Below are 22,205 nucleotides of genomic sequence, written 5' to 3'. Positions count from 1 at the left end.
CTCACGTCGTCTGCGGCTCGAAGTCCCAGTACGGCCGGTTGCGGGACCGGGCGGAGATGGTGTGGACGTGTTGGGGGCCGAGGGTCGCCGCCAGGTCGGAGAGGGCCTCCTGCTCGACCTTCTCGGCCTGTTGACGGTCCCTCAGGCCGCGGAGGTCGGCCGCGTGGGCGACACGGGCGGACAGGGTCAGGGGGTGGGTACGGCCCAGGGTCTCGGTGGCGCGGCTGATCGTGCCCCGGCTCAGCTCCGCCGCGGAGTCCGTCTCGCCGACCAGGTTGCGCAGGGCCGAGGCGTTGACGGCGCAGCCCAGGGTGTAGGGGTGGCTGTCGCCGACGGCCGCGGTCATGTCGGCGAGGGACTGCTCGATGAGCACGTGCGCGTGCTCGCGTTCACCGACGCTCCGCAGGACCAGGGCGTGGTTGGCGCGGGCGCCGATGATGAACGGGTGCCCTTCGGGCAGGAGCATCTCGTAACGGGCGATGATGGACTCGCCGGTCTCCCGGGCCTGGTCGATGTCGCCGTGCTCGCGGGCGAAGCAGTTCTGGCTGACGGCGGCGGACAGCGTCTCGAGGGCCGTGTCGCCCAGCTTGCGCTCGTAACCCTCCAGGACGTTCGTGAGGAGTTCCCCCGCGTCGGCGCGGTTCCCGCCACGCAGCAGGCACAGCGCCAGGTTGAGTTCGGCCCGCAGGGTCCCGGGGTTGTCCTTCCCCACGACGATCCGGCACTCGCGCACGTTCTTCGCCTGGACCGACTCTGCTTCGCCGTAGCGGCCGAGGAGTCTGAGGTTGATGGCGTAGGAGCCCTCGGAGAGAAGGGTCCAGGGGTGCCGGGCCTTCAGCAGCAGACGGCGCGCCTCCAGTGTCCTGCGGTCGATGTCCATGGACTCCTCGTACTTGCCGAGGAGCCGGAGGGAGAAGCCCATGTTGTTCAGGGCGTTGAGGGTCCGGGAATCCTGGTCGCCCAGCAGCTCCTGATAGGTGGGGTACAGCCACCGTTCCAGTTCGAGCGCCTCGTCGTAGCGGCCGAGGATCCGCAGGTCGGCGGCGAGTCCGGCGACCGTCCGCAGATACTCCAGGTCACGCTCGCCCCGTTCCTCGCGCAGCTGATCCGCCGCGGCCCGCTCGAGAGCCTCCGTCTCGAGGACCCTGCCCGTCGAGCGCAGCAGGTTGGCGTAGTGGAAGGTGGCCTCCCAGACCCGCGCGTGTGACTCGCCGAGCAGCCGTCGCCAGGTGTCCAGGGTCCGTTTGCCCAGCTTGACGCCCGAGTTGTACTCGCCCGCGAACCACATGTAGCGCAGGCAGTTGAGGACCAGGTTCTGGACGTTCCGGTCCGAGCTCTTGAGGACGTCCGCGTACTTCAGATGCGCGACGATCTCGGCGTAGGCGTCCCAGTTGCGGGTGTCGGTGGGGCGGCCGGGATCCGCCGCGGCCAGGGCCCGGCGGACCACGTCGATGTACTCCCGGCGCTCCTCGTCCGGCATGTCCTTGTGGACGATCTGGTGGACCATGCGGTGGAGGTAGACGGACTCGCCGGAGGCGGAGCCGGTCTCGTCGGCGGGGAACTCGTGGGACTCCAGGCGCACCACGGAGTACTGGCGCAGCTGGTTGACGGCCTTGTTCCACAGGAGCGGGTCGTCCAGGAGTCCGGAGAGCTCCTCGGGCAGGTCGTCGTGCGGCATCTCCTTCAGCAGGCGTACGGGGATGAAGCCCGGGGCGAAGAAGGTGCACAGCCGGAGCAGGGCGACCGACTCGGGGACGGTCTCGCGGAGTTTGTTCAGCAGTATCGACCACGCGGTCTGGAAGGCGAGCGGGAAGTCCGCGGAGACCTTGACGACGTCCTGGTCGATGCCGCCCTCCAGGAGGGCGATGTAGTCGTCGACGGAGAGGTCGGAGTCGTTGAGCCAGCCCGCCGTCTGGTCGAGCAGGAGCGGCAGGTCCTCCAGGGCGTCCGCGAGCTGGTCGGCCTCGGGTTCGGTCAGCCGGGGGGCACGGCGCCTGATGAAGGCCACGGACTCCTCCCGCGAGTAGACCGGTACTTCGAGGAGCTGGCTGTTGTGCTCGCCCCACTCCGGGTTGCGGGAGGTGATGATCACGTGGCCGGGTCCGGTGGGCACGAGGTCCCAGATCTGGTCGGGTTCGTCGGCCCCGTCCAGGATCAGCAGCCAGCGGGAGTACGGGTCTCCCCGGCGCAGGGAGTCGCGCACCGCGCGCAGCCGCTCGCCGTACTCGGCGCCGGTCGACAGGCCCAGCTTTGGGGCGAGTTCGGCGAGGAGGCGGCGGTAGGTCACCCGTTTCTCGGCGTTGACCCACCACACGACGTCGTACTCGGAGCCGAACCGGTACACGTACTCGGCCGCGAACTGGGTCTTGCCCACACCGGACATGCCGTGCAGCGTGAGGACGCCGGCGCCGGGCTCGCTGCCCTGAAGCCGGTGGTAGGCGTCGTTCAGGAGGCCGTCGCGGCCGGTGAAGCGGGTGTTGCGGCGGGGCACGCCGCCCCACACCTCGGGCGTGGCCGCGGGAAAGCGCGGTCCGCGGTGCGCCGCGCCCGTGGCGGGCTGGGCGTCGACCGGCAGGTCGAGCCGGTCGAAGAGCCGCCGTTCGGCCTCGTCCGCGCCCATGTTGGTCAGGTTGGCCGGTGCCAGGACGGCGGTGGCCGTGGGCAGCGAGGCGTTGGTGATCGACACGGCGGCGAACCGGGACGCCTCCGGCGCGACGACCTCGCGCAGAGCGGCGTTCCACTCCTCGTGGGTCCGCGGGCCGAGCTGGAAGTACCACTCGCTGACCAGGATGAGGATCCGTCCCTCGGCGAGGGCCAGATCGCGCAGCAGGTTCACCAGCGGCTCCTCCGCCGGTGAGTCCCAGCGCAGGTACACGACGCGCAGTCCGTGCTGCTCCAGTCTGTCCCCGATCCATGCCGCCCAGGCTCGGTTGAACCCCGCGAAGCTGATCGTGACGGTCTGCCTCGCGTTCCCCCGCCCGGTCGGACTGACCGGGGTACGAGCTTCAGACATGCAGCGGCCTCCAGCGCGTAGTCATAAAATCCTAGAACCTCGGCGCGGCTCTGGGGAGTCCGACGACCTCAAGAACGAACACCTCGGCTCGACGATCTTTGCGCAGTCAGAGGGGCGAGGTCGGCGATTCAGCGATTCGTGGGCGGCGCCAGGGGGTGGCGCTGCGTCCACAGGGCGCGAGCGGCCTTCACATATGCCTGGGCGCGCGCCGTGTGCCCCCGGGGCGCGGGGTTTTCGGCCATGCGCTCGTGAGCGGCGACCATCTCGTCCACGAACGCCCTTCCCTGCACGGTGAGATGGGGCGAGCCGACGAGGGCGGGCAGCGCCGCCCCGACCTGGGCCCGGTAGCGCGCGTGCTCGACCCATGCCGAGGCGCTCCGCTGCCGTTCCCGCTCCTGGCTCAGCGCACGGCGCTGGAAGAAGTCGGCGAGCCCCAGGTGCGCGTACGCGCCCTGGAGCAGTCCCTCGTACGGTCGCGGATCCGGACGCCAGGGCGCGAAATAGCGTGCTGTGCCATCCGATTGATGCAGCGTCACCATTTCCGACAACGCCGCCAGCTTGCAGTGCTGCAACTCGTGCACGAGTGTCGCGGCGAAGGCCACCGGCGTGGCCGGCACGCTGCTCAGGAGCGCGCCGAAGGCCTCGTGCCGGGTCGCACTGCAACCGCCGCCGTCCGAACCCGGAGGCGTCTCCAGCGGAACGAGACAGCGCAGCAGTGCGAGTGCCTCCGAGACCCGGTGTTCGCCGCCCGTCCGCAGCACGGCAGCCGCGCCGGACCAGGCCTGCAGCCAGCGTTTGCGCTCGGTGTCGTCGGGTGCCGCGGGGCCGCTCAGCGCGTACTGGCCGGGCTCACGCGGCGGTACGCGGTAGGGGTCGAGGTCGTCCAGGGGGACGGGTGCCGCTCCGGGGAGCAGTCCGGGCAGCGTGTAGGCCGGTGTCCAGGCGGGTGCGGCGGACCAGGCTCCGGCGTCCCGCTCCAGGTGCACGACCACGTCAGGGGCACCGGACCGGCGCAGGGTCATGACGCCGTTGTCGTGGACGGCTTCGACCGCCGCCTCGTCCGTGTCCGTGCGCAGGACACCCAGGGACGGCAGGGCGAGCAGGCCGTCACGGGGGGTCAGCCGGCTGGTGAAGGCCGTCCCGGCCCGCGCGGCGGCCACCGCGGCGAGCGTGCTGAAGTGGGCCAGGTCAAGGGCGAGTTCACGTCGCTCCGCGACCGTCGCAGCCGCCCTGCGCAACCCGCGCAGACACCGCCCGGCCCACGGTCCCGTCAGGGGCTGGGTGAGCCGCGCCCGCGCCGCCGAGGCCCTGCCCCGCGCCCGGTCCGTGCGGTCGGCCTCCGCGAGCAGGGCCCAGTCCTGCCGTAGCCGTGTCCGCTGGGCGGCGGAGCACACCTCCCGGTCGGCTGCCTCGGCCGCGTCGAGCACGGCACGCAGCAGAAGCAACCGTCTTGTGTCCTGGTCACGGACGAGGAGCGCGAGGGTGCCGGCGCCGCCTTCGGTGCGGCCGAGTTCGGCGAGGGCCCGGTTCGGGACCTCCGGAAGTATCACGGGGTGACCCCCTCGATAGAGACCGGGACCGGACTGGCGACTCCGGTGTCCCGCGCCAGCCGTGCGGCCACATGACGTATGAAGAGCTGCAGGTCCGCGCAGTACACGGAAGGGTTCCGGAAGCCGTGTCCGGCCCGGTAGCGGTGGGCGTAGTGGCCGCCGCCGCACACCTCGACCAGCGGGCAGACCCGGCACCGGTCCGCCAGGGACGCCACGCCCGCCTGCCGGGCGGCCACCCCAGGATGGTCGAGCGCCTCGTCGAAGGCGTGCCGGAAGACGTCCAGACCGGTGCGTGAGGCGCCCTCGTAGGCGGACTTGAGGGAGTCGACCTGCTCGATCGACCCGTCCGTCTCCACGACGAGCGCGTCGAAGGCGGCGAGGCCCAGGTACTCCGTGGCCGCCGGCAGCCCCAGCAGCAGCGCCAGGCACTCCTCGAACAGCCGCACCCGGGTCTCCCGGTGCCCGGCCGTCCACCAGCGGTCGAACACGGCGCACAGCCAGGCGCCGTGGCGCGCGCCCTCCCAATGCGGCGGGGGCGCCGACCAGTTGCTGTCAGGCAACAGCAAGTCCAGTGCGGGCGGACCCAGTTCGAGCAGGGACTCGTATGTCTCCACCGGATCGAGCACAGGGTCGACGACGGTGAGGATTCCGGCGTACGACGCCGGGAACCGCCCGGCGACCAGGCGGGCCCCGCGCACGGCGGCGGGCCAGGACGGGCGCCCGGCGTGGTCGAGTCGACGCGCGTTGTGCTCGGGCAAGCCGCCGTCGAGGCTGATGCCGATCCGGATGCCGTGCCGGGCGAGCACGGCGACGCGCTTCTCCGTCAGGAGTGTGCCGTTGGTCTGGACGGTCGCCTGGACGATGCAGTCGGCGGGAACACGGGCGCGTACGTCGTCGGTGAAGCGGGCGAGGGTGTCCGCGCCCGCGAGCAACGGTTCGCCGCCGTGCAGGACGAGCGAGACGGTCGGCAGGCCGTGGGCGCGGGCGTGCTCGGCGATGCGCTCGGCGGTGCGCGTGAGGACCTCGGACGGGGCGGCGGCGGGACGGGTGCGCCAGGTGTGGTCGGGGCCCTCGTAGAGGTAGCAGTAGCGGCAGGCGAGGTTGCAGCGGCCGTGCACCTTCACGATGAACTGCCGGAAGGGCGAGGGGATGGTGGACGCCGGAACGGGAGCCGTCTGTCCAGACACAACAGCACCCCCATGCCGTCCACCCGTCGTGGCGCGCATTCCCGGTCCGGGTGGGTACGGAAACCCCGCACGTCCGAAGTTGTCTCTTTCCGCTCGTTCTTCAGCTCACATGCACCGGCTGAAGCCCCACAGCATCTCGCTCGGCCGCTCCGCCCGCTCCCGCAGTCCTTCCAGCACCTCACGCAGCACCGGATGCTGGATCGTCCTCAGCTCCTCCAGATCCACCTCCAGCAGATCCGGCAGCACCTCGCCGGGTTCCGTGTCGCTCATCCCTGCCCTCTCCTCGTTGCGGTCACTCCAGTTCCGCCAACCGCGCCGCCGTCTCGGCCGCCGTCGGTCCTCCGGCGCTCACACTGCCCTCCGGCAGCCTGGACCACTCGGTGCGGGCGGCGCGGTACGCCTCGCGGGCGGCCCGTGGGCGGGCGGCCGCCTCGTAGGACATACCCCGCCAGTGGTGTGCCTGCGCACCCAGTTCCACCGCCTCCTGGCGGCGGCGGTCCGTGCGGGCCGTCTCCTCCGCCTCGCGGGCGGACTCCGCGGCCAGCCGGAAGGCGTCCACCGCGTCGTCGAGGCGGGCTAGTCGGGTGGGGCGGCCGAGACCGCGGTAGGCCTCGTACTGGGCCTGTCCCAGCTCGAGCCGGCAGCGCGCGGCCAGGAAGGGCTCCTCCGCGTCGGCCGCCGCGAGGCCGAAGAGGTACTCCGCCTCCCGCAGGTCGACGCGGTCACCGCGCAGCCGGTACCGCAGGATCAGCGCGCGGCCCAGCAACAACAGCCGGTACGCCATGTGTTCGCTGCCCGCCGGGGTCTCGGTACGGCAGTCCCGCAGCACGCGGACCGCCTGGGACAGCGGGTCCCCGGAGCGGACGCCGGCCTCCGACTGCGCCCGGCGCAGGAGCGTCTCGCCCCACTCGGCGAGGACGTCGGGGTAACCGGACGCGTCCCTCGGCATGTCCGCGGCCGCCGTCGCGAACGAAACGGCGGCGTCCTGGAGTTGGCGTGGGTCGCCCGTCTCGGCGTACCGGGCGGCCCGGATCCGTCCGGCGCGGACGTGCAGAGCCGCACGCTGGGTGCGCTTCTGGGCCATGGCCAGTGCCTCCTCGACGCGGTCCTGGGCCTCGTCGAGGTCGCCGTCCGAGCGGAGCAGGGCGTCGACGAGGTCGAGCACCACGCGTACCCGCTCGCGGAACGGATCGGCGGTCTCGGCCGCCAACGCGTCTCGCAGCGAGCGTGCCGCCTGCTCGGCGTAGCCGCGGGCCTGTTCCGGGTCGGTCGTGACGTCCGACAGGCGCAGCAGGATCCGGCCGTGCGCGAGCGGGAGTTCGGGCGGGCGGGCGCGGCGGTCCGGCCAGGCGTCGGCGAACGCCTCCAGCATGCCGACGGCGCCCTGGAGCAGTGCGCTGTCCCCGCCGAGGCGCCACTGCGCGTCCAGGGCGTTGACTCGTTCCAGGGTGAGCCGCAGCGCCTCCTGCTGGTCAAGGCCGGGGGCGGCACAGGCGACCGCGTACTCCCGGTCCGCGCGGCGCAGCAGGTCGAGGGCGCCGCGCGGGTCGCCGCGGCGCCTGCGGTCGGTCGCCGCGGCGTGCAGCACCCGGGCCAGCGCGGCCCGTTCGTGCTGGGCGTGCGGATGGGCGACGGCCCGCTCCGCGGCGGCCTCGGCCTCGCGCAGCAGCTCCGCGCCGCCCTGCACCTCCCACAGCCGCAGCGTGCAGCGCGCGTACTCGGCCCACAGCTCGGGGTCGGCGCCGGGCGGGCGTTCGTGCTCGGTGGCGCCGCGCAGCAGCTGTACGGCGTCGATCAGGTCCTGCACCATGCCCTCGTCGTCGAACCGCGCGAGCAGCGAGCGGGCCCGGGTGACCGCCGGGTGCGTGGGCCGCTCCCCGGTGGCGGTGCCGCCGCCCGTGCTGCCGTACATCCGGAACTGCTCGGGCAGTGGCATGAAGCGCTCCAGGACGCGGGCCGCGACCTCGGCGAAGGGCTGCGGGACGAGCGTGGCGTCGCCGTTGTCGCCGTTCTCACCGGGGTAGCCGGCGCCCGGCGAGTAGGCGCGTCCGGTGCCGGGGCCGGGCTCGCCGCCGAGCTGGGCGAGAGCGAGAGCGGGGAAGTTGGGTCCGCCCTTGCCGAAGCGCTGCTCGATGTAGGCGGAGCAGTGCTTGAGGACCAGGACGGCCTCGTCCCGGCCGAGCGTGGACAGCAGCGCCTCCTGCACGTCGGGCGGCATCTCGTACCACTGCACGCCGTCCGCGCCGATGTCCTCCCCGGCGCGGGTGACCAGGCCGCCGAGCAGGACCTCGGCGAGTTCGGAGGGGCCGGAGTCGGGCAGCATCGTGCGCTGCACCAGCTGCATCACCGGCAGGCACAGCGGGGCGGCCGCGAGGTAGACGGCGAGGCGGCCGGCGGCCGGGGAGGCGGCCGAGCGGAACCTGCTGACCCGCTCGACCGACGTCGGACGGCGGCCGGGGCGGGCCGGTGGCACCAGTGGCTGGTCCGCGCGCACCCAGCCCACGGCGCCCGCCACAGGTCCGGAGCCGGCTCCGGACAGCAGCCGCGCCCACGCGCCGAGCGCCACCGGTTCGGGCGGCAGCACCGGCACCGGGAGGGCGCCGCGCGGTCCGGTGAGCGGGGCACCCGCCGGAGTGCGCACGTGCAGCGCGGCGGCACCCGCCAGGGTCTCGCCACGGGTCAACTCGCCGTAGGTGACGGGCAGTCTGGTGCGGTTCCACAGGCGCTGCGGCAGCGGCTGGAGCACTGCGGCCGGGCCCTGCCGGGCGAGGTGGTGCAGGAGCCGGTGCGCATGGCCGCCGCGCCACAGCGGGCCCGCGCAGTCGCTGACCAGGAGGGTGATACGGCGCCCGGTGGGGTCGCTCAGGCGGTCGGCGGTGTGCAGCGGGGCCGCGCGCGCGTCGGGGCTGCGGCTGACGACGGGTTCGCCGTCCGGGTCCGCGTGCAGATGGCTGATCTGGATGTCGCCGAACGCACCCAACTGGCCGAAGACCTGCTGGAGTTCGTTGAACATCCGATCCCAGACCCGCATCGAGGGGGAGGCGTCGAGCACCAGTTGCAGCCGGGCGTCGCCGCGGGTCACGGCGCGGTGGACGGGCAGGATCAGCCCGCCGGCGCGGGCGCTCTGTTCCGCGGTCGCCGTCTCGTCGAGCTCGGTGCGCAGCGGCGGAGCGGCGCTGCGGTAGGCCTGCAACGGCCGTAGGGCCCGCTGGAGTTCGAGCGGTGCGGGCAGCACGGGGGCGGCGGGCACACCCACCGGCAGCGCCGTCACGTGTGCGGAGCCACGGCTGCGGAAGGCGCCGTCCTGCGGCAGCGGGTACAGGGCGACATGCCGGCCGGGTCCGGCCGTGGCGGGCTGCGGTTCCGGACGCGACGCGCGGCGGCCCTCCTCCGGTGCGGGGTGACGGCGGTCCGTCGGGAGTTCGCCGGGCACGCGAGGGAGCTGTACGCCGGAGCCGGTGTCCGGGTCGTCCGCGTCCCCGGCACCCGCGGGACGCGACCAGCGGGCCAGCCAGAGCGCGTCGCTCAGCCCCTCGGCGTCCGGGTCGAGACCGATCTCCCGCAATCGGAGGACCAGTTCGGCGATGGGGTCGCCGTCCCGGACGGTCACCGGTGGCGGACCGTGTCGCGCGGCAGCGTCGGGCATCGGCGCCTCACCTCGGACGGTCGAGCCGCTGGATGAGCTGGTCGGCGAGGCGTTCGCGGCTGGGCGGGGCGGCCGCGTCGGTGAGGTAGATGGCGTTCAGCAGCTGGTCGGCGGCGAGGAGTTCGCTGCGCGAGCGCTCCAGGAAGCGGCCGATCAGATCGTCGCCGGCGCGGGCCGCCTCGTCGCCGAGATGGGCGCGTACGAACGTGGCGAGCCGGTTGTGGTCGGGCCGGTCCAGCTCCAGATGGATGCAGCGGCGCATCAGAGGGGCCGGGAAGTCCCGTTCGCCGTTGCTGGTGAGGACCACGAACGGGAAGGCGTGGCAGCGCACCCGGCCGTCGCGGACGCGGACCTTGGTGCCGTCGGCGGTGAGCACCTCGGCCTCGCCGTCCGGCAGCCGGTCGGCGATGCGCTGCAGCTCGGGTATCTCGAACTCGCCCTCCTCCAGCACGTTCAGCAGGTCGTTCGGCAGGTCGATGTCGCTCTTGTCGAGTTCGTCGATGAGCAGCACGCGCGGGGTGTCCGAGGGGAGCAGGGCGGTGCCGAGCGGACCGAGCCGGATGTAGCTGCCGATGGCCTCGACGGCCCCCGGGCTGCCGGCCGCCGCGCCGTATCCGCCCTGCGCGGCGATCTGGACGTCCTGGAGCCGCGCGATGGCGTCGTAGTGGTACAGCCCGTCCTGGAGCGAGGAGCGGCTGACGATGGACCAGCGCAGGACGTCGCCGAGGCCCAGCTCGTACGCCACCGAGTGCGCGAGTGTGCTCTTGCCCGCGCCGGGACTGCCGGTGACGAGCAGGGGGCGGCGCAGATACAGCGCCGCGTTGATCATCTCCAGCTCCTCGGCGCCGGGCCGGTGGAGTTCGGCCAGATGCCGGTGCGCGCCCAGCCTGCGGTCCCGGGAGCCGTCGCCGCCGTCCGCCGCGTCCCGGCCGGAGAAGTCCCGCCAGGGCGGCGGCGGGGGAAGCCTGTTCAGTCCGTCGTGGGGTTCCCCGGCGCCTCGGTAGATGAGCCACTCACTGGATTCGGTCATGATCCGGTCCTCGTCGTCACTCGTCCCACCCCGGCAGCCGTAGCGTGTGCGTCACGGTCCGTCGAACGTGCATCACCGTATCGATCCACCGCGAGCCTGGTAAGGGGCCGGAAGGCGCACGCGGGCAGTCGCACGGGCCTCGCATCAGGGGGCCTCCAGCAGATCGCCGGTTCCGGGCAGCGGCTGATGCGGATCGTCGTACAGCAGCGCTATCCCGTCCGCCCAGAAAGCCTCCGTGAGCCCCTCGCGCACCTTCACGCGCAGTCCGTGCACCAGGTCGGGCAGCCGGGCCGCGCCGTCCCCGTCGTCGACCGCCTTCTTGGCACCCCGGTGGAACTCCCCGCACACGACCTCGGGTTGGCTCCGCCACCGGCGCCACAGAACCACCCCGAACCCGGCGTGCACGATCCGGCCGAGCGCGGCCGCGTCGTCCTCGTAGCGCTCATCACCGAAGCGGCAGAGCACGGGGACGGTGCGGGGTGCCAGGCCACGCAGCTCCGCCACGGCCGGCACCGGTTCGCGTACCCCGTCGTCGCAGTCCAGAACCTCGGCCAGCGCGTCGCGCGCGTGCAGCCGGTTCCAGCGGTCACGGCGCTCCTCGTCGCCGTCCTCGGCCGGGTACGCGTGCGTGCCGGCCGCCCGTGCCGCGTCGTCGCCGGGCACCTGGTCACGGTCCGAGCAGCGCACGACGACGGGCCGCTGCGCGCCCAGCGGCGGCCCGCCGGCCCTCGACTCCCATTCGTCGACGGCCAGTCCGAGCAGCCGGTGCGGCAGGGCGGCGTGCAGGGCCACGGGCCGGTCGGGCTCGTCGCAACGCCGAAAGGCTTCCGTGAGGGGGCCCACGACATGGGACGACAGCTCGTCCAGGGGCGTCCGCTCGGCCTCGTGGAGCCGCGTGACCTCGCCGTCGGCGCGAGCCACGGAGATCGACCAGTCGCACCGATCGGGTTCCCAGCCGCGCGGCAGCACTTCCAGCAGGACGCTCAACCGGGCCCCGGCGTCGCCCTTGCCCGTCCGGGCGTGCTCGGGTGTCCCGCCGACATCGAGGTACGTCCGGACCCGGCGCTGCCCCAGATGCCGGGCACGCTGCCGGGCGAGTCGGCTGCGATAACCGGAGTCCAGCCCCGTCGAGGCCTGCTTCACCCAGTCCCACAGGGCCTGTTCGGCGGCGAGGTTGCTGGGCGTGCCGGCGCGTTCGGCGGCCATGACGAGCATCGCGTAGTCGAGGACGAGCTTCAGCGCCCCGCCGCCGCGCGCGTTCTCGTTGAGCAGGCCCAGGCCGTCACGCCAGCCGCGGGGCGCGGGGATCAGGGACGGGGCCTGGAAGTTCGGCAGCGAGTCCAGGAGGTCGAGCAGGCTCCGGGTGGTGTCGGGCGGCGGCAGTTCGGCGAGCCGGCCGAGCAGCTCCGCGCGCTTGTCGGGGTCGAGGGCACGGCCGGGCCGGGCGCTCAGTTCGCCCTGGACGTCGGCCCAGGTGGAACGGCGGGAATCGGAGGGCTGCTGCCGGTCGCGGTGATAGCGGTCGTGTGCGTGGAAGACGGCGTGGTAGACGTCGTCGTGCTCGGTCCGTACGGCGCCGGGCGGAACCTGTAACGTCCGCAGGCGCTCGATGCCGGTGGAGGTGCCGCCCGCCCCGTTGTCGGCGCGGGACTTGAGGACGCCGATGACCTCGCCGTGCACCGGGTCGATCACGGGGCCGCCCGAGACGCCGTTCGGCAGGTCGTTCTGCCCCAGCCTCATCTGCACCCCCGACGACCAGCCACCGATGGTTCCCTGCACGGAGAGGAACCCGTCCAGCATCTGCAGCCGGCCTCCGGTCACGGTCCAGCCCGCGTAGAACACCCGGCCCTCGCCGTACTGCGCGGTGGGGCGCTCGGAGACGTACACACAGTCGTGGCCGACCGGTTCGCGCAGCCGGACGAGAGCGAGGTCCGGCGCGGGCCAGCCGCCGCGTACGCGCCGCCCGACGTGGACGTGGTCCGGGAGGGTCGCTGCCACGCGCCCGGCAACGACGGAGGGCCCCTCTCCGGGCGCGCTCTCGTACACCACCGCCACCTCACCCCCCTCCTCGCCGTCCACCACGTGTGCGCAGGTCAGAACCCAGTTCGGGGCGATGAAGAATCCGCTGCCGAGGAAGGTGTCGGGTTCGTCGAGGGCATACCCGACAGGGGTGCGATGAATGCGCACGGTGGCCGCCATGACGAGTTCACGCAGCGCATGGTGGGCGGCATGAAACCCCCCGGACGCGCCCCCGTCGTGCGGCCCACTCATGCCCCGCCCCCACCGACGGAAGCCCGGGCGCCCCCATGCAACAGGGCGCCGGTGAACGCGCCTGTGTGGGGGTGGTTGGCGTGGGTGGGGGCGGGAAGGGCGGAGGTGGATCTTGGCGGGACCGGGAATCGGGGGTGGGCGGTGACCTGGGTGGCCGGTTCCGGCTGTCCGTGCGGGGTGGGGGCGCTGCCTCCAAGGGGCTGCGGGGCAGGGGCCTGGGGTGCGGAGCCGGGTGGGAGCGGGGCGCCTCGCGGGGGATCGTGCGGGGCCGGGACGCGGCTGCCGGAAGCTTGCGGGGACGGGGGCCGACGTAGGGGCGTCTGCGGGACCGGGGCACCCTGCAGGGGCTCTCGCGAGGCCGAGCCACGAGTCGCGGAGGCGCGCGGGACCGGGACGCCCGGCGGCGGAGCCTGCGGAGCCGGAGTGCCGGTTCCGGGAGACGGCCGGGCCGGGGCGTCGCCCGTGGAGCCCTCCGGGGCGTTGCTTCCCGGCACCGGGTCCTGGGCGTCCGGAGTCGTGGGATCCGGCGGACCGCCGCCGTTCCAGGTCAGGGTCACCGTGATGGCGGCCTTGGCCTCGCCGTCCGCGAGCAGGCCCACGACCTTGCCGGCCTTGGCGGTCAGCTCGATCCCGAACTCGACGCTCACCTCGTCCGGCCGCACCGCGCGCAGCGGACCCGCCAGCGACCGCGCGACACCGGTGACGAGCGAGTGCAGGCTCTCGACGCTCCCCTCCACCCGCTCGGCGAACCCGGTGTCCGTGTACGACAACTCGCCCGACGGCACGGCCAGTTCCTCGGCCCCCGATATCCGGGCCCACACCGACGTACCGTCCGGCAGTTCGACCCGCGCCACCCGCGTCACTTCCCGAACCATGGCGTTCCCCCGTTCCCCCGAGTCCCCACGGAGAAAGACTCCTTCCCCCGCCCGGCGACGCCAACCCCTCCGGCGAGACGCCCCGGGCGCCGGTTGCTCTTCCCGGCCTCGCCCGCCGTCCCTGACGTGCGCGTCTTCCGGGTCCGTCGTCGGCCTAGGCTGGTACGGAGCCGACACGCACGCATCTACTCAGGAGAGCAGCCATGTACTTCACCGACCGCGGCATCGAGGAACTGGAGAAGCGGCGCGGCGAGGAGCAGATCACCTTCGAGTGGCTGGCCGAGCAGTTGCGCACCTTCGTCGACCTGAACCCCGACTTCGAGGTCCCCGTGGAACGCCTGGCCACGTGGCTGGCACGACTGGACGACGAGGACGAGGAGTAGGGATCGCGACGCCGGCGCAGGCGGGAGGGCGGGCGGCAGACGGGCAGACAGGTACGCCGGTCACCGCGCCCCAGGCCGTCCGGCGCACGCAAGCGCCACTGACAGCCGTCCGGCCAGGTGAGGAGCGGGGCGTCTCCGGCGGGCCGACAGGCGTACGGTCCGGCAGGCAGGCGGCGAGCATGCCGGACACCACCCCCTGCCACGTCTCCGCGCACCGGTGACGGCCGCCCGATCAGCCGCGCGCCGCCCGCTCAGTCCCGCGGCCGTACCACCTCGTACGCCAGCCCCACCGCCCCGTACGCCAGCAGCAGCGCCCCCGCCGCGACCCAACCGGCACTGCGTCGCCGTACGCCGAACACGGTGACCGGCACCCCTCCCACCAGCTGCGCCAGCGCGAGCGCCCGGGCGCGGGGCTCGCCCGACCACGGCAGCCAGGGGCCGATGCGGCCCCTCTCCACCGCGTCGAGTCCGGCCCGGACCAGGTCCCGCCACCTCTCGCCCTTGATCCGGCGCGCATCGGACCGGCCAACGAGCACCTCACGGAGCCGCTCGCCGGGTTCGCCGGGCGCGAGGCCCACGGGCAGGGACAGGCCCGCGTGCGTGAGGACGGCGAGCAGCCCGTGCAGCCGGGCGCGCGCGTCGGCCTCGGCGTCGGGCTCCGTCAGCCCGTCGAGGGACTGCACGTCGAGAACGGGATCGAGCCCCAGGCGCGCGGCGAAGGTGCGCATCGCCTCGCTCTCCCCGGCCGGCGTCCCGTCGGCCAGCCAGATGTAGCCGACGGGGCGGCGGAAGCCGGACGCGAGGGTGCATCCGGCGCGGTCGGCGTCCCACCACAGCGCGACGACGGGCCAGGGCACGCCGACGGCCAGGGCGGTGGCCCAGCCGGTCAGCACCCGGTCGACGGGTTCGCCGCCGTGCAGCCACGGCCCGCCCTCGGGGACGAGCACGCTCCACGCGTCACCCGCACGCGTGAGCAGCATGCGTTCGCGCAGCAGTCGGGCGGCGGGGGCGACAGAGTCCGGCTCCGCCCGGCACAGCAGCAGCGCTCCGGAGGCGGGCGCACCCGGGGAACCGGAACCGGCCTGGAACGCATCCCTCGACATGCTCACACGCTAGGCAATTCGCCCCCTTCGCGCCCGATATGAGCCATCGGGCCGTCACGCGAACGAGTGCCTTGACTTTGCGCGGCCACGATATATCGTGTTTCACGGAAGACGCGATATGGCGCGTTGCGCCCCGTCGAGGAGGTCAGCACCATGTCCGAGTGGTCCGTCGCCGAGCCCAGGAAGCTCACCTTCGACGATCGCGTGACCGATCTGCACGTACGCATCGTCAACGGAACAGTCAACGTGGTGGGCACGGACGAGGGTTCCGCTCGTCTGGAGGTCTCGGACATCGAGGGCCCGCCCCTGGTGGTCACTCACGAGCAGGGCACGCTCACCGTGGCGTACGAGGACCTGCCCTGGAAGGGCTTCCTCAAGTGGCTGGACCGCAAGGGCTGGCGGCGCAGCGCGGTCGTCTCCCTCGCCGTCCCGGCGGACACACGCGTGGAGGTGGGCGTGGTCGGCGCCGGCGCGGTCGTCTCCGGCATCCGCGGCACGTCGGTCGTCAAGGGCGTCACGGGCGACACGACCCTGGTCGCCCTCTCGGGCCCGGTGCGCGCCGACACGGTGTCCGGGAACCTGGAGGCCCAGTCCGTCACCGGCGACCTGCGCTTCAACTCCGTCTCGGGCGACCTGACGGTCGTCGACGGCTCCGGCTCCGCCGTGCGCGCCGACTCGGTCAGCGGCTCGATGATCGTCGACCTCGACCCGGACGGCCCGACCGACGTCAGACTGACCAGCGTCTCCGGGGAGATCGCGATCCGCCTGCCGCATCCGGCGGACGCGGAGGTCGAGGCGAACACGGCCAGTGGCACGATCTCCAACGCCTTCGACGGACTCCGGGTGCACGGCAGTTGGGGCGCCCACAAGATCACGGGCCGCCTCGGCGCGGGCACCGGAAAGCTCAGGGCCACGACGGTGTCCGGTTCGATCGCCCTGCTGAGCCGCCCGCCGAGGGAGGACGAGGACGACACCTGGGACGACCCGGGACCGGATCTGGCGTCGAGCACCGACGCAGGTGCAGGGACCGTGTCCGACTCGGGGTCCGCATCGGGGGACAATTCCGTTTCCGGTCAGGGCGCCGACACCGGCGGCGCCCCGGCCGACGGTACGACCGACAAGAAGGTGCTCTGACATGCCCCCCGTCTTCGCCCACGGCCGCCTCCGCCTCTACTTGCTCAAGCTGCTCGACGAGGCCCCGCGCCACGGCTACGAGGTGATCAGGCTGCTCGAGGAGCGCTTCCAGGGGCTGTACGCACCGTCGGCGGGCACCGTCTACCCGCGGCTGGCCAAGCTGGAGGCCGAGGGCCTGGTCACCCACACCACCGAGGGTGGCCGCAAGGTGTACGCGATCACGGACGCGGGCCGCGCCGAGCTCGCCGACCGCAGCGGCGAGCTCGCCGATCTCGAACTGGAGATCCGCGAGTCGGTCGCCGAACTCGCCGCCGAGATCCGGGCCGACGTACGCGGCGCGGCGGGCGACCTGCGGCGCGAGATGCGGGCCGCCGCCTCCGAGGCTCGGCACGGCACCAGGGCGGGCGCCGGCGAGCGCGGCTCCTTCGGGGAGTACGGCGACCTCGGCGACAAGGAGGCCTGGCGTGCCGCCAAGGAGGAGATGCGGCGCGTCAAGCAGGAGTGGAAGGAACAGGCCCGGCGCGCGAAGGACGAGAGCCGCCGGGCCCGCGAGGAGGCCAAACGGGCCCGTGACCAGGCCGAGGAGGCCCAGGCGCGGGCGCGTGCCCAGGCGCAGGAGGAGATGCAGCGCATCGCGCGGCGGGTCCAGGAGCAGGTACAGGACCATTTCACGCGGGGCGACTGGCCCACGGGCGTGCGCGAGGGCCTGACCGAACTCGCGAAGGAATTCGGCGAGTTCGGGAAGGACTTCGGAAAGGAGTTCGGCAAGGACTTCGGCTTCGGCCGCACCGGCACGGGCAGGGCGACGACGGACAACAGGGCCGGCACGAACAGGTCGGGAACGGGTCCGGACTTCTCGAAGACACCGGAGGACTTCCCGGCCGAGTACGAACCGTCCTGGGCCCACGAGGACGCCGGCACCGGCGACCCGGCCCGCGACCTGGACCGCCTCCTCGACCGCTTCCGCGACGACATCCGCGACGCGGCTCGCGACCACGGCGTCACGGCGGACCAACTCCGCGACGCCCGCCGCCATCTGTCGACGGCGGCGGCCCACATCGGAGCGATACTCCGCCGCCCGAAGGTCTGACGCGCCAGAGGCCCGCGCTGTCACAGGCCCGGCCCGCCCACGGTCCGGCCCACCCGCACGAGCGGCGCCCGGCACGTGACCGGGCGCCCAGGTCAGCCCGCCTTCGCCTCTCCCCCTCCACCGAGTCCTTCGTGGCGTCCGTAGAGCACCCGCGTAAGCGACTCGTACGTCACCCCGTGATCGGCGAGGACCTCCGCGGGGACGCCGGGGAGAGCGGTAAGGGCGAGGAGGAGGTGTTCGTCGCCGATATGCCGATCACGGTGGGCCAGGGCGATGCGCAGGGATCGTTCGAGGACGTCCTTGGCACCCCGGCTGAAGGAGCGGCGCCCCGACCACCAGCCCTTGTCGCCGGGGTCGCCGGACATCGCCCCGACGCCGTGCGCCTCCTCGACCCGCTGGACGATCTCCGTGACGTCGATCCCCAGCCCGGCGAGGGCATCGGTGTCGGCCCGGGACAGCCCGCCGAGCCGCCGCGCGGCGTCCAGCGCCTCCCGTACGGAGTCCTTGCGGTCCGCGAGCCCGAGCGCGGCCAGCGCGAAGGAGACACGGCTCGCCTCGCGGTCCAGCAGGGCGAGCAGCAGATGCTCGGCGTCCACCGACCGCGCCCCCGCACGTTCACCATGCTCTACCGCACCCCGTACGACGTCACGGGCATGCTTCGTGAACCGTTCGAACATCACTGCCTCCCGTACTTCTTGTGCACGGCCTGCCTGCTGACGCCGAGTTCGGCGGCGATCTCCTGCCACGACCAGCCCTGATTACGCGCACTGCGCACCTGCACCGCCTCGAGCTGCTCCAGCAGCCTGCGCAGTGCGGACACGGCCCGCAGTCCGACCCGCGGATCGCGGTCGCCCGCGCGCTCGGCGAGATCCGTTGCTTCGGTCATGACGTCAACATAGGTTGACACCATGACTCTTGTCAACCACGGTTGACGCGCGTCAAACGCCCACGGCCGGTCCGGAACCCGGACCGGCCGTGGGACGGCGAACGCGGCAGGAGTCAGCCGTTGGTGAGCACGATCTTCCCGAACTGATTGCCGGACTCAAGCCGTTCGAAGCCCTCGCGGGCCCGGTCGAGCGGCAGCACCTCGTCGATGACGGGCCGTACGCCGGTGGCGGCACAGAAGGAGAGCAGGTCCTCCAGTTCCTCCTTGGTGCCCATGGTCGACCCGACCACCTTCAGCTCCAGGAAGAAGATCCGGGTCAGCTCGGCATGGGAGGGCCGGTCGCCGCTCGTGGCGCCGGAGATGACGATGGTGCCGCCCGGCCGCAGGGACTTCACGGAGTGGGACCAGGTGGCGGCGCCGACGGTCTCGATCACGGCGTCCACGCGCTGCGGCAGCCGCGCGCCCGACTCCACCGCCTCGACGGCGCCGAGGTCCACGGCCCGCTTGCGCTTCGCCTCGTCTCGGCTGGTGGCGAAGACGCGCAGCCCGGCCGCCTTGCCGAGCACGATCGCGGCCGTGGCGACACCGCCGCCGGCGCCCTGCACGAGGACCGAGTCGCCGGGCCGCACTCCGGCGTTGGTGAAGAGCATCCGGTACGCCGTCAGCCAGGCCGTGGGCAGACAGGCGGCCTCCGCGAAGGAGAGCTCCTTGGGCTTGGGCAGGATGTTCCAGGTCGGCACGGCGACCTGCTCGGCGAAGGTGCCCTGGTAGCGCTCGGTGAGGATGGAGCGTGGCTCCCTCGGTCCGACGCCGTGGCCGGTCTGGCCGATGACGGAGTGCAGGACGACCTCGTTGCCGTCCGCGTCGACCCCGGCGGCGTCGCAACCGAGGATCATCGGGAGTTTGTCCTCGGCGAGGCCCACCCCGCGCAGGGACCAGAGGTCGTGATGGTTGAGGGAGGCGGCCCTGACGTCGACGGCGCTCCAGCCGGGGCGGGCCTCGGGGGCCGGGCGCTCCCCCAACTCGAGGCCGGAGAGCGGCTGGTCGCGGTCGATTCGGGAGGCGTAGACAGCGAACATGACCATGACGATAGGTTCCAGCCCCGGTCGACGGAACCGGGCAGTCGTGTGACACAGGCCCTCTTGCCATCCGGGCCGGCATCGGTCAGCCCGTCCGGCGTTGGAGGACGAGGCCGTTCAGGCCGAAACGGTTGTCCGGGGGCGACAGGCCCCAGGAGACGGTGCCGTGAAATCACCCGGCCGGGCGGACGGATGGAGAAAATGGCCCCGCCCGAACGGACGGGGCCACGAAAACACACCGTCAGCGACGTGCAACGCCCTCCGCGCGAGCCGCGGCAGCAACCGCCGCGGTCACGGCCGGAGCAACCCGCTCGTCGAACGGCGACGGGATGACATAGTCGGCGGCAAGATCGTCGCCGACGACAGCGGCCAGCGCCTCCGCCGCCGCGAGCTTCATCCCCTCCGTGATCCGCGAGGCCCGCACCTGCAGCGCGCCCGCGAAGATCCCGGGGAACGCGAGCACGTTGTTGATCTGGTTCGGGAAGTCCGACCGCCCGGTGGCGACGACCGCCGCGTACTTGTGCGCGACCTCGGGGTGCACCTCGGGGTCAGGGTTGGCCATCGCGAACACGAAGGCACCCTCGGCCATCGAGGCGACGGCCGCCTCGGGGACCGTACCGCCGGAGACGCCGATGAAGACGTCGGCGCCCGCCAGGGCGTCCTCCAGCGACCCGCTGATGCCGGCCTTGTTGGTGAAGGAGGCGACCTCGCGCTTGACCGGCGTCAGATCGTCACGGTCGGCCGACACGACCCCCTTGCGGTCGGCGACGGCGACGTCCCCGATGCCGGCCTCGATCAGCATCCTGGCGATGGCGACACCGGCCGCGCCGGCGCCCGAGATGACGGCCCGCAGGCTGCCGATCTCCCGCCGGCTCAGCCGCGCCGCGTTCCGCAGCGCCGCCAGCGTCACGACGGCCGTACCGTGCTGGTCGTCGTGGAAGACCGGGATGTCGAGCCGCTCCTGGAGCCTGCGCTCGATCTCGAAGCACCGCGGCGCCGAGATGTCCTCCAGGTTGACCCCGCCGAAGGAAGGGGCGAGCCGAACGACGGTCTCCACGATCTCGTCGACGTCCGTGCAGTCGAGCGCGATGGGCACCGCGTCCACGCCGCCGAACTGCTTGAACAGGATCGCCTTCCCCTCCATGACCGGAAGGGAGGCCTGGGGGCCGATGTCTCCGAGCCCGAGGACGGCCGTACCGTCGGTCACGACGGCGACCACGGACGACTTCCACGTGTAGTCGTTGACCAGATCCGGCTGCTCCGCGATCGCGGAGCACACGCGCGCGACGCCGGGCGTGTACGCGAGGGACAGGTCGTCCTTGTCACGGACCGGCACGGTGGCCTGCACGGCCATCTTGCCGCCGCGGTGCAGCGCGAACGCCGGATCGAAGGAATCGAGGGGCTCGGCCCCGCCGTCCTGCTCCGTATTGCTGTCGCTGCGAGGATTGACGATCTCCGCTGCCACTTGGTTTTACCCCTTAAGAGTTCATGGTGTGAGGGTTGACCACTCCGGGTGAAGAGTGAATGGGACCGCATACGACCCGATTGACCGATACGGACGGGTTCGCACACGACGGGCGCGCCGCACACGCGCCCTGGGCCCCGGATGAGGGGTGCAAAGAACCTTCTTACCGGACGGACGGCTGCGACGACGAGTCGAATAGGCCGAAGGTCACATCTGGTGCTCGAAGGTCACGACCTGATCACGCCGTGAACCCCCTGCACCATCGCGAACGTTCCGGCAAGAACCGACCACATGGTGAGATACGCCGAAGATGTTCCGGCGAGGAGGGGGGAAGCCCGCAGACGATCCGGCTCTGTGTACCGAACTGATGCGGTTCGGGGGTCACCCGTTATCCGATTTTGACATGGCGAGTCCCCTGAACGGTGCAGCCCGAATGGCAAAATGCCGTAAACCCACGAGGTCGCGACACCCAAAGGTGTGTGTTCTCGTCGACCCATCGGCATCGCCACCCATCCGCCGGAGGAACCCACGATGGCCGCAAGCTCCACCCCTCGTACGATCGCCGTTCGCTCCCGGCTGGCTGCGGTCGGCGCCCTCGCGGTCGCGGGCGCCCTGGTACTCACCGGCTGCGGTGACCAGACCGACAAGAAGGACGACAGCGCCTCGACCGCGTCGTCGGCTCCGCTCGCCGCGAAGCTCCCCGCCGACATCCGCAAGGCGGGTGTCATCAAGGTCGGCTCCGACATCGCCTACCCGCCGGTCGAGTACATGGAGGGCGGCAAGGCCGTCGGCATCGACCCGGACGTCGCGGACGCCCTCGGCAAGCAGCTGGGCGTGAAGTTCACGTTCCAGAACGGCAAGTTCGACCAGCTCATCGTGGGTCTGCAGGCCAAGCGGTTCAACGTGATCATGTCGGCGATGAACGACACCAAGGACCGCCAGGGCGGCGTCGACTCGGACACCGGCAAGAAGGTCGGCGAAGGCATCGACTTCGTCGACTACTTCACGGCCGGTACATCGATCCTGGTCCAGAAGGGCAACCCCAAGGGCATCAAGACCCTGGACGACCTGTGCGGCAAGGTGGTCGCCCTGCAGCGCGGCACCACGTCCGAGGGCATCGCCAAGGAACAGAACAAGAAGTGCAAGAAGGACGGCAAGAAGGCCATCACGCTGCAGACCTTCGACACCGACCCCGAGGCTCTGCTCCGCCTCAAGCAGGGCGCGTCCGTCGCCGACCTGAACGACTTCCCGGTCGCCGCGTACAACGCGAAGACGTCCGGCGGCGGCAAGGACTTCGAGGTCGTCGGCGACCAGATCGAGGCCGGCCCGTACGGCATCGGCGTCAGCAAGGAGAACACCCAGCTGCGTGACGCCCTCCAGGCGGCGATGACCGAGATCATCAAGAACGGCGAGTACCAGAAGATTCTCGAGAAGTGGAACGTCACCGACGGCGGCGTCACCGAGGCGAAGATCAACGGCGGCTCCTGAACCCT

Annotated in this window: 17 protein-coding genes; 4 read left to right on the top strand and 13 right to left on the bottom strand. The window is 72.4% G+C overall.

Features of this window, described 5'->3' with window-relative positions:
- Position 1: 1 nt before the first annotated feature.
- The 8 genes from fxsT to IEZ19_RS53420 form a co-directional block, all read right to left on the bottom strand.
- Positions 2-3,013, bottom strand: a complete 3,012-nt coding sequence (fxsT, locus tag IEZ19_RS11015; RefSeq protein WP_189310931.1) for an FxSxx-COOH system tetratricopeptide repeat protein — start codon at positions 3,011-3,013, stop codon at positions 2-4.
- Between the two features lie 128 nt (positions 3,014-3,141).
- Complete coding sequence (locus IEZ19_RS11010; protein WP_189310965.1) at positions 3,142-4,560, bottom strand: aKG-HExxH-type peptide beta-hydroxylase; 1,419 nt, start codon at positions 4,558-4,560, stop codon at positions 3,142-3,144.
- Entirely contained in the window at positions 4,560-5,750 is a 1,191-nt protein-coding gene (locus IEZ19_RS11005; RefSeq protein ID WP_229840176.1) for an FxsB family cyclophane-forming radical SAM/SPASM peptide maturase, read from the bottom strand. The genes IEZ19_RS11010 and IEZ19_RS11005 overlap by 1 nt, the downstream gene beginning before the upstream one ends.
- A 105-nt stretch (positions 5,751-5,855) precedes the next feature.
- Positions 5,856-6,020 carry an FxSxx-COOH cyclophane-containing RiPP peptide gene (gene fxsA, locus IEZ19_RS11000; protein ID WP_189310929.1) on the bottom strand — a complete coding sequence of 55 codons (165 nt, stop codon included), beginning with the start codon at positions 6,018-6,020 and terminating at the stop codon, positions 5,856-5,858.
- 22 nt (positions 6,021-6,042) lie between these two features.
- Entirely contained in the window at positions 6,043-9,396 is a 3,354-nt protein-coding gene (locus IEZ19_RS10995) for an SAV_2336 N-terminal domain-related protein (protein ID WP_189310928.1), read from the bottom strand.
- A 7-nt stretch (positions 9,397-9,403) separates the two neighbouring features.
- Positions 9,404-10,426: an AAA family ATPase gene (locus IEZ19_RS10990; RefSeq protein WP_189310927.1), complete on the bottom strand. Its 1,023-nt coding sequence runs from the start codon at positions 10,424-10,426 to the stop codon at positions 9,404-9,406.
- A 144-nt stretch (positions 10,427-10,570) separates the two neighbouring features.
- The gene (locus tag IEZ19_RS10985) at positions 10,571-12,697 is read right to left on the bottom strand and encodes a VMAP-C domain-containing protein (protein ID WP_189310926.1); all 2,127 of its coding nucleotides are present in this window, start codon (positions 12,695-12,697) and stop codon (positions 10,571-10,573) included.
- Positions 12,694-13,572: a CU044_2847 family protein gene (locus IEZ19_RS53420; RefSeq protein ID WP_373296948.1), complete on the bottom strand. Its 879-nt coding sequence runs from the start codon at positions 13,570-13,572 to the stop codon at positions 12,694-12,696. The genes IEZ19_RS10985 and IEZ19_RS53420 overlap by 4 nt, the downstream gene beginning before the upstream one ends.
- A gap of 203 nt (positions 13,573-13,775) precedes the next feature.
- On the opposite strand from IEZ19_RS53420, the gene IEZ19_RS10975 reads away from it, so the two are divergent.
- Positions 13,776-13,955, top strand: coding sequence for a DUF6104 family protein (locus IEZ19_RS10975; RefSeq protein ID WP_189310925.1), 180 nt, complete (start codon positions 13,776-13,778; stop codon positions 13,953-13,955).
- Between the two features lie 251 nt (positions 13,956-14,206).
- Here IEZ19_RS10975 and IEZ19_RS10970 read toward each other — a convergent pair whose 3' ends face one another.
- Positions 14,207-15,058, bottom strand: a complete 852-nt coding sequence (locus IEZ19_RS10970; RefSeq protein ID WP_189310924.1) for a hypothetical protein — start codon at positions 15,056-15,058, stop codon at positions 14,207-14,209.
- A gap of 153 nt (positions 15,059-15,211) precedes the next feature.
- On the opposite strand from IEZ19_RS10970, the gene IEZ19_RS10965 reads away from it, so the two are divergent.
- Both IEZ19_RS10965 and IEZ19_RS10960 read left to right on the top strand, forming a co-directional pair.
- Positions 15,212-16,192, top strand: coding sequence for a DUF4097 family beta strand repeat-containing protein (locus tag IEZ19_RS10965; RefSeq protein ID WP_189310923.1), 981 nt, complete (start codon positions 15,212-15,214; stop codon positions 16,190-16,192).
- Position 16,193: 1 nt separating this feature from the next.
- A complete protein-coding gene (locus IEZ19_RS10960) occupies positions 16,194-17,282 on the top strand; it encodes a PadR family transcriptional regulator (protein ID WP_189310922.1) in 1,089 nt (362 codons plus the stop codon).
- A gap of 92 nt (positions 17,283-17,374) precedes the next feature.
- Here the strand turns inward: IEZ19_RS10960 and IEZ19_RS10955 are convergent, their stop codons facing one another.
- From IEZ19_RS10955 to IEZ19_RS10940, 4 genes are all read right to left on the bottom strand, one after another.
- Positions 17,375-17,959 carry a Clp protease N-terminal domain-containing protein gene (locus IEZ19_RS10955; RefSeq protein WP_189310921.1) on the bottom strand — a complete coding sequence of 195 codons (585 nt, stop codon included), beginning with the start codon at positions 17,957-17,959 and terminating at the stop codon, positions 17,375-17,377.
- Positions 17,959-18,168, bottom strand: coding sequence for a helix-turn-helix domain-containing protein (locus IEZ19_RS10950; protein WP_121405930.1), 210 nt, complete (start codon positions 18,166-18,168; stop codon positions 17,959-17,961). The genes IEZ19_RS10955 and IEZ19_RS10950 overlap by 1 nt, the downstream gene beginning before the upstream one ends.
- A gap of 113 nt (positions 18,169-18,281) precedes the next feature.
- Positions 18,282-19,247, bottom strand: a complete 966-nt coding sequence (locus IEZ19_RS10945; protein ID WP_189310920.1) for a zinc-binding dehydrogenase — start codon at positions 19,245-19,247, stop codon at positions 18,282-18,284.
- 241 nt (positions 19,248-19,488) lie between these two features.
- Positions 19,489-20,712, bottom strand: a complete 1,224-nt coding sequence (locus tag IEZ19_RS10940) for an NAD(P)-dependent malic enzyme (RefSeq protein WP_189310919.1) — start codon at positions 20,710-20,712, stop codon at positions 19,489-19,491.
- Between the two features lie 531 nt (positions 20,713-21,243).
- On the opposite strand from IEZ19_RS10940, the gene IEZ19_RS10935 reads away from it, so the two are divergent.
- Complete coding sequence (locus tag IEZ19_RS10935) at positions 21,244-22,200, top strand: ABC transporter substrate-binding protein (protein WP_189310918.1); 957 nt, start codon at positions 21,244-21,246, stop codon at positions 22,198-22,200.
- Positions 22,201-22,205: the final 5 nt, after the last annotated feature.

The organism is Streptomyces brasiliensis, from assembly GCF_014647875.1.
Lineage (GTDB): Bacteria > Actinomycetota > Actinomycetes > Streptomycetales > Streptomycetaceae > Streptomyces > Streptomyces brasiliensis.
The sequence above is the reverse complement of the archived record's forward strand: the minus strand, read 5'-3'. Positions and strand labels throughout refer to the sequence as shown.

Bases quoted from the DNA above. Each gene is read 5' to 3' on its own strand.
- IEZ19_RS10975 (WP_189310925.1), top strand. From the start codon at position 13,776: ATGTACTTCACCGACCGCGGCATCGAGGAACTGGAGAAGCGGCGCGGC.
- IEZ19_RS10960 (WP_189310922.1), top strand. From the start codon at position 16,194: ATGCCCCCCGTCTTCGCCCACGGCCGCCTCCGCCTCTACTTGCTCAAG.
- IEZ19_RS10945 (WP_189310920.1), bottom strand. From the start codon at position 19,247: ATGTTCGCTGTCTACGCCTCCCGAATCGACCGCGACCAGCCGCTCTCC.
- fxsA (WP_189310929.1), bottom strand. From the start codon at position 6,020: ATGAGCGACACGGAACCCGGCGAGGTGCTGCCGGATCTGCTGGAGGTG.
- IEZ19_RS10965 (WP_189310923.1), top strand. From the start codon at position 15,212: ATGTCCGAGTGGTCCGTCGCCGAGCCCAGGAAGCTCACCTTCGACGAT.
- IEZ19_RS10935 (WP_189310918.1), top strand. From the start codon at position 21,244: ATGGCCGCAAGCTCCACCCCTCGTACGATCGCCGTTCGCTCCCGGCTG.
- IEZ19_RS10995 (WP_189310928.1), bottom strand. From the start codon at position 9,396: ATGCCCGACGCTGCCGCGCGACACGGTCCGCCACCGGTGACCGTCCGG.
- IEZ19_RS10970 (WP_189310924.1), bottom strand. From the start codon at position 15,058: ATGTCGAGGGATGCGTTCCAGGCCGGTTCCGGTTCCCCGGGTGCGCCC.
- IEZ19_RS10990 (WP_189310927.1), bottom strand. From the start codon at position 10,426: ATGACCGAATCCAGTGAGTGGCTCATCTACCGAGGCGCCGGGGAACCC.
- IEZ19_RS10985 (WP_189310926.1), bottom strand. From the start codon at position 12,697: ATGAGTGGGCCGCACGACGGGGGCGCGTCCGGGGGGTTTCATGCCGCC.
- IEZ19_RS10950 (WP_121405930.1), bottom strand. From the start codon at position 18,168: ATGACCGAAGCAACGGATCTCGCCGAGCGCGCGGGCGACCGCGATCCG.
- IEZ19_RS53420 (WP_373296948.1), bottom strand. From the start codon at position 13,572: ATGGTTCGGGAAGTGACGCGGGTGGCGCGGGTCGAACTGCCGGACGGT.
- fxsT (WP_189310931.1), bottom strand. From the start codon at position 3,013: ATGTCTGAAGCTCGTACCCCGGTCAGTCCGACCGGGCGGGGGAACGCG.
- IEZ19_RS10955 (WP_189310921.1), bottom strand. From the start codon at position 17,959: ATGTTCGAACGGTTCACGAAGCATGCCCGTGACGTCGTACGGGGTGCG.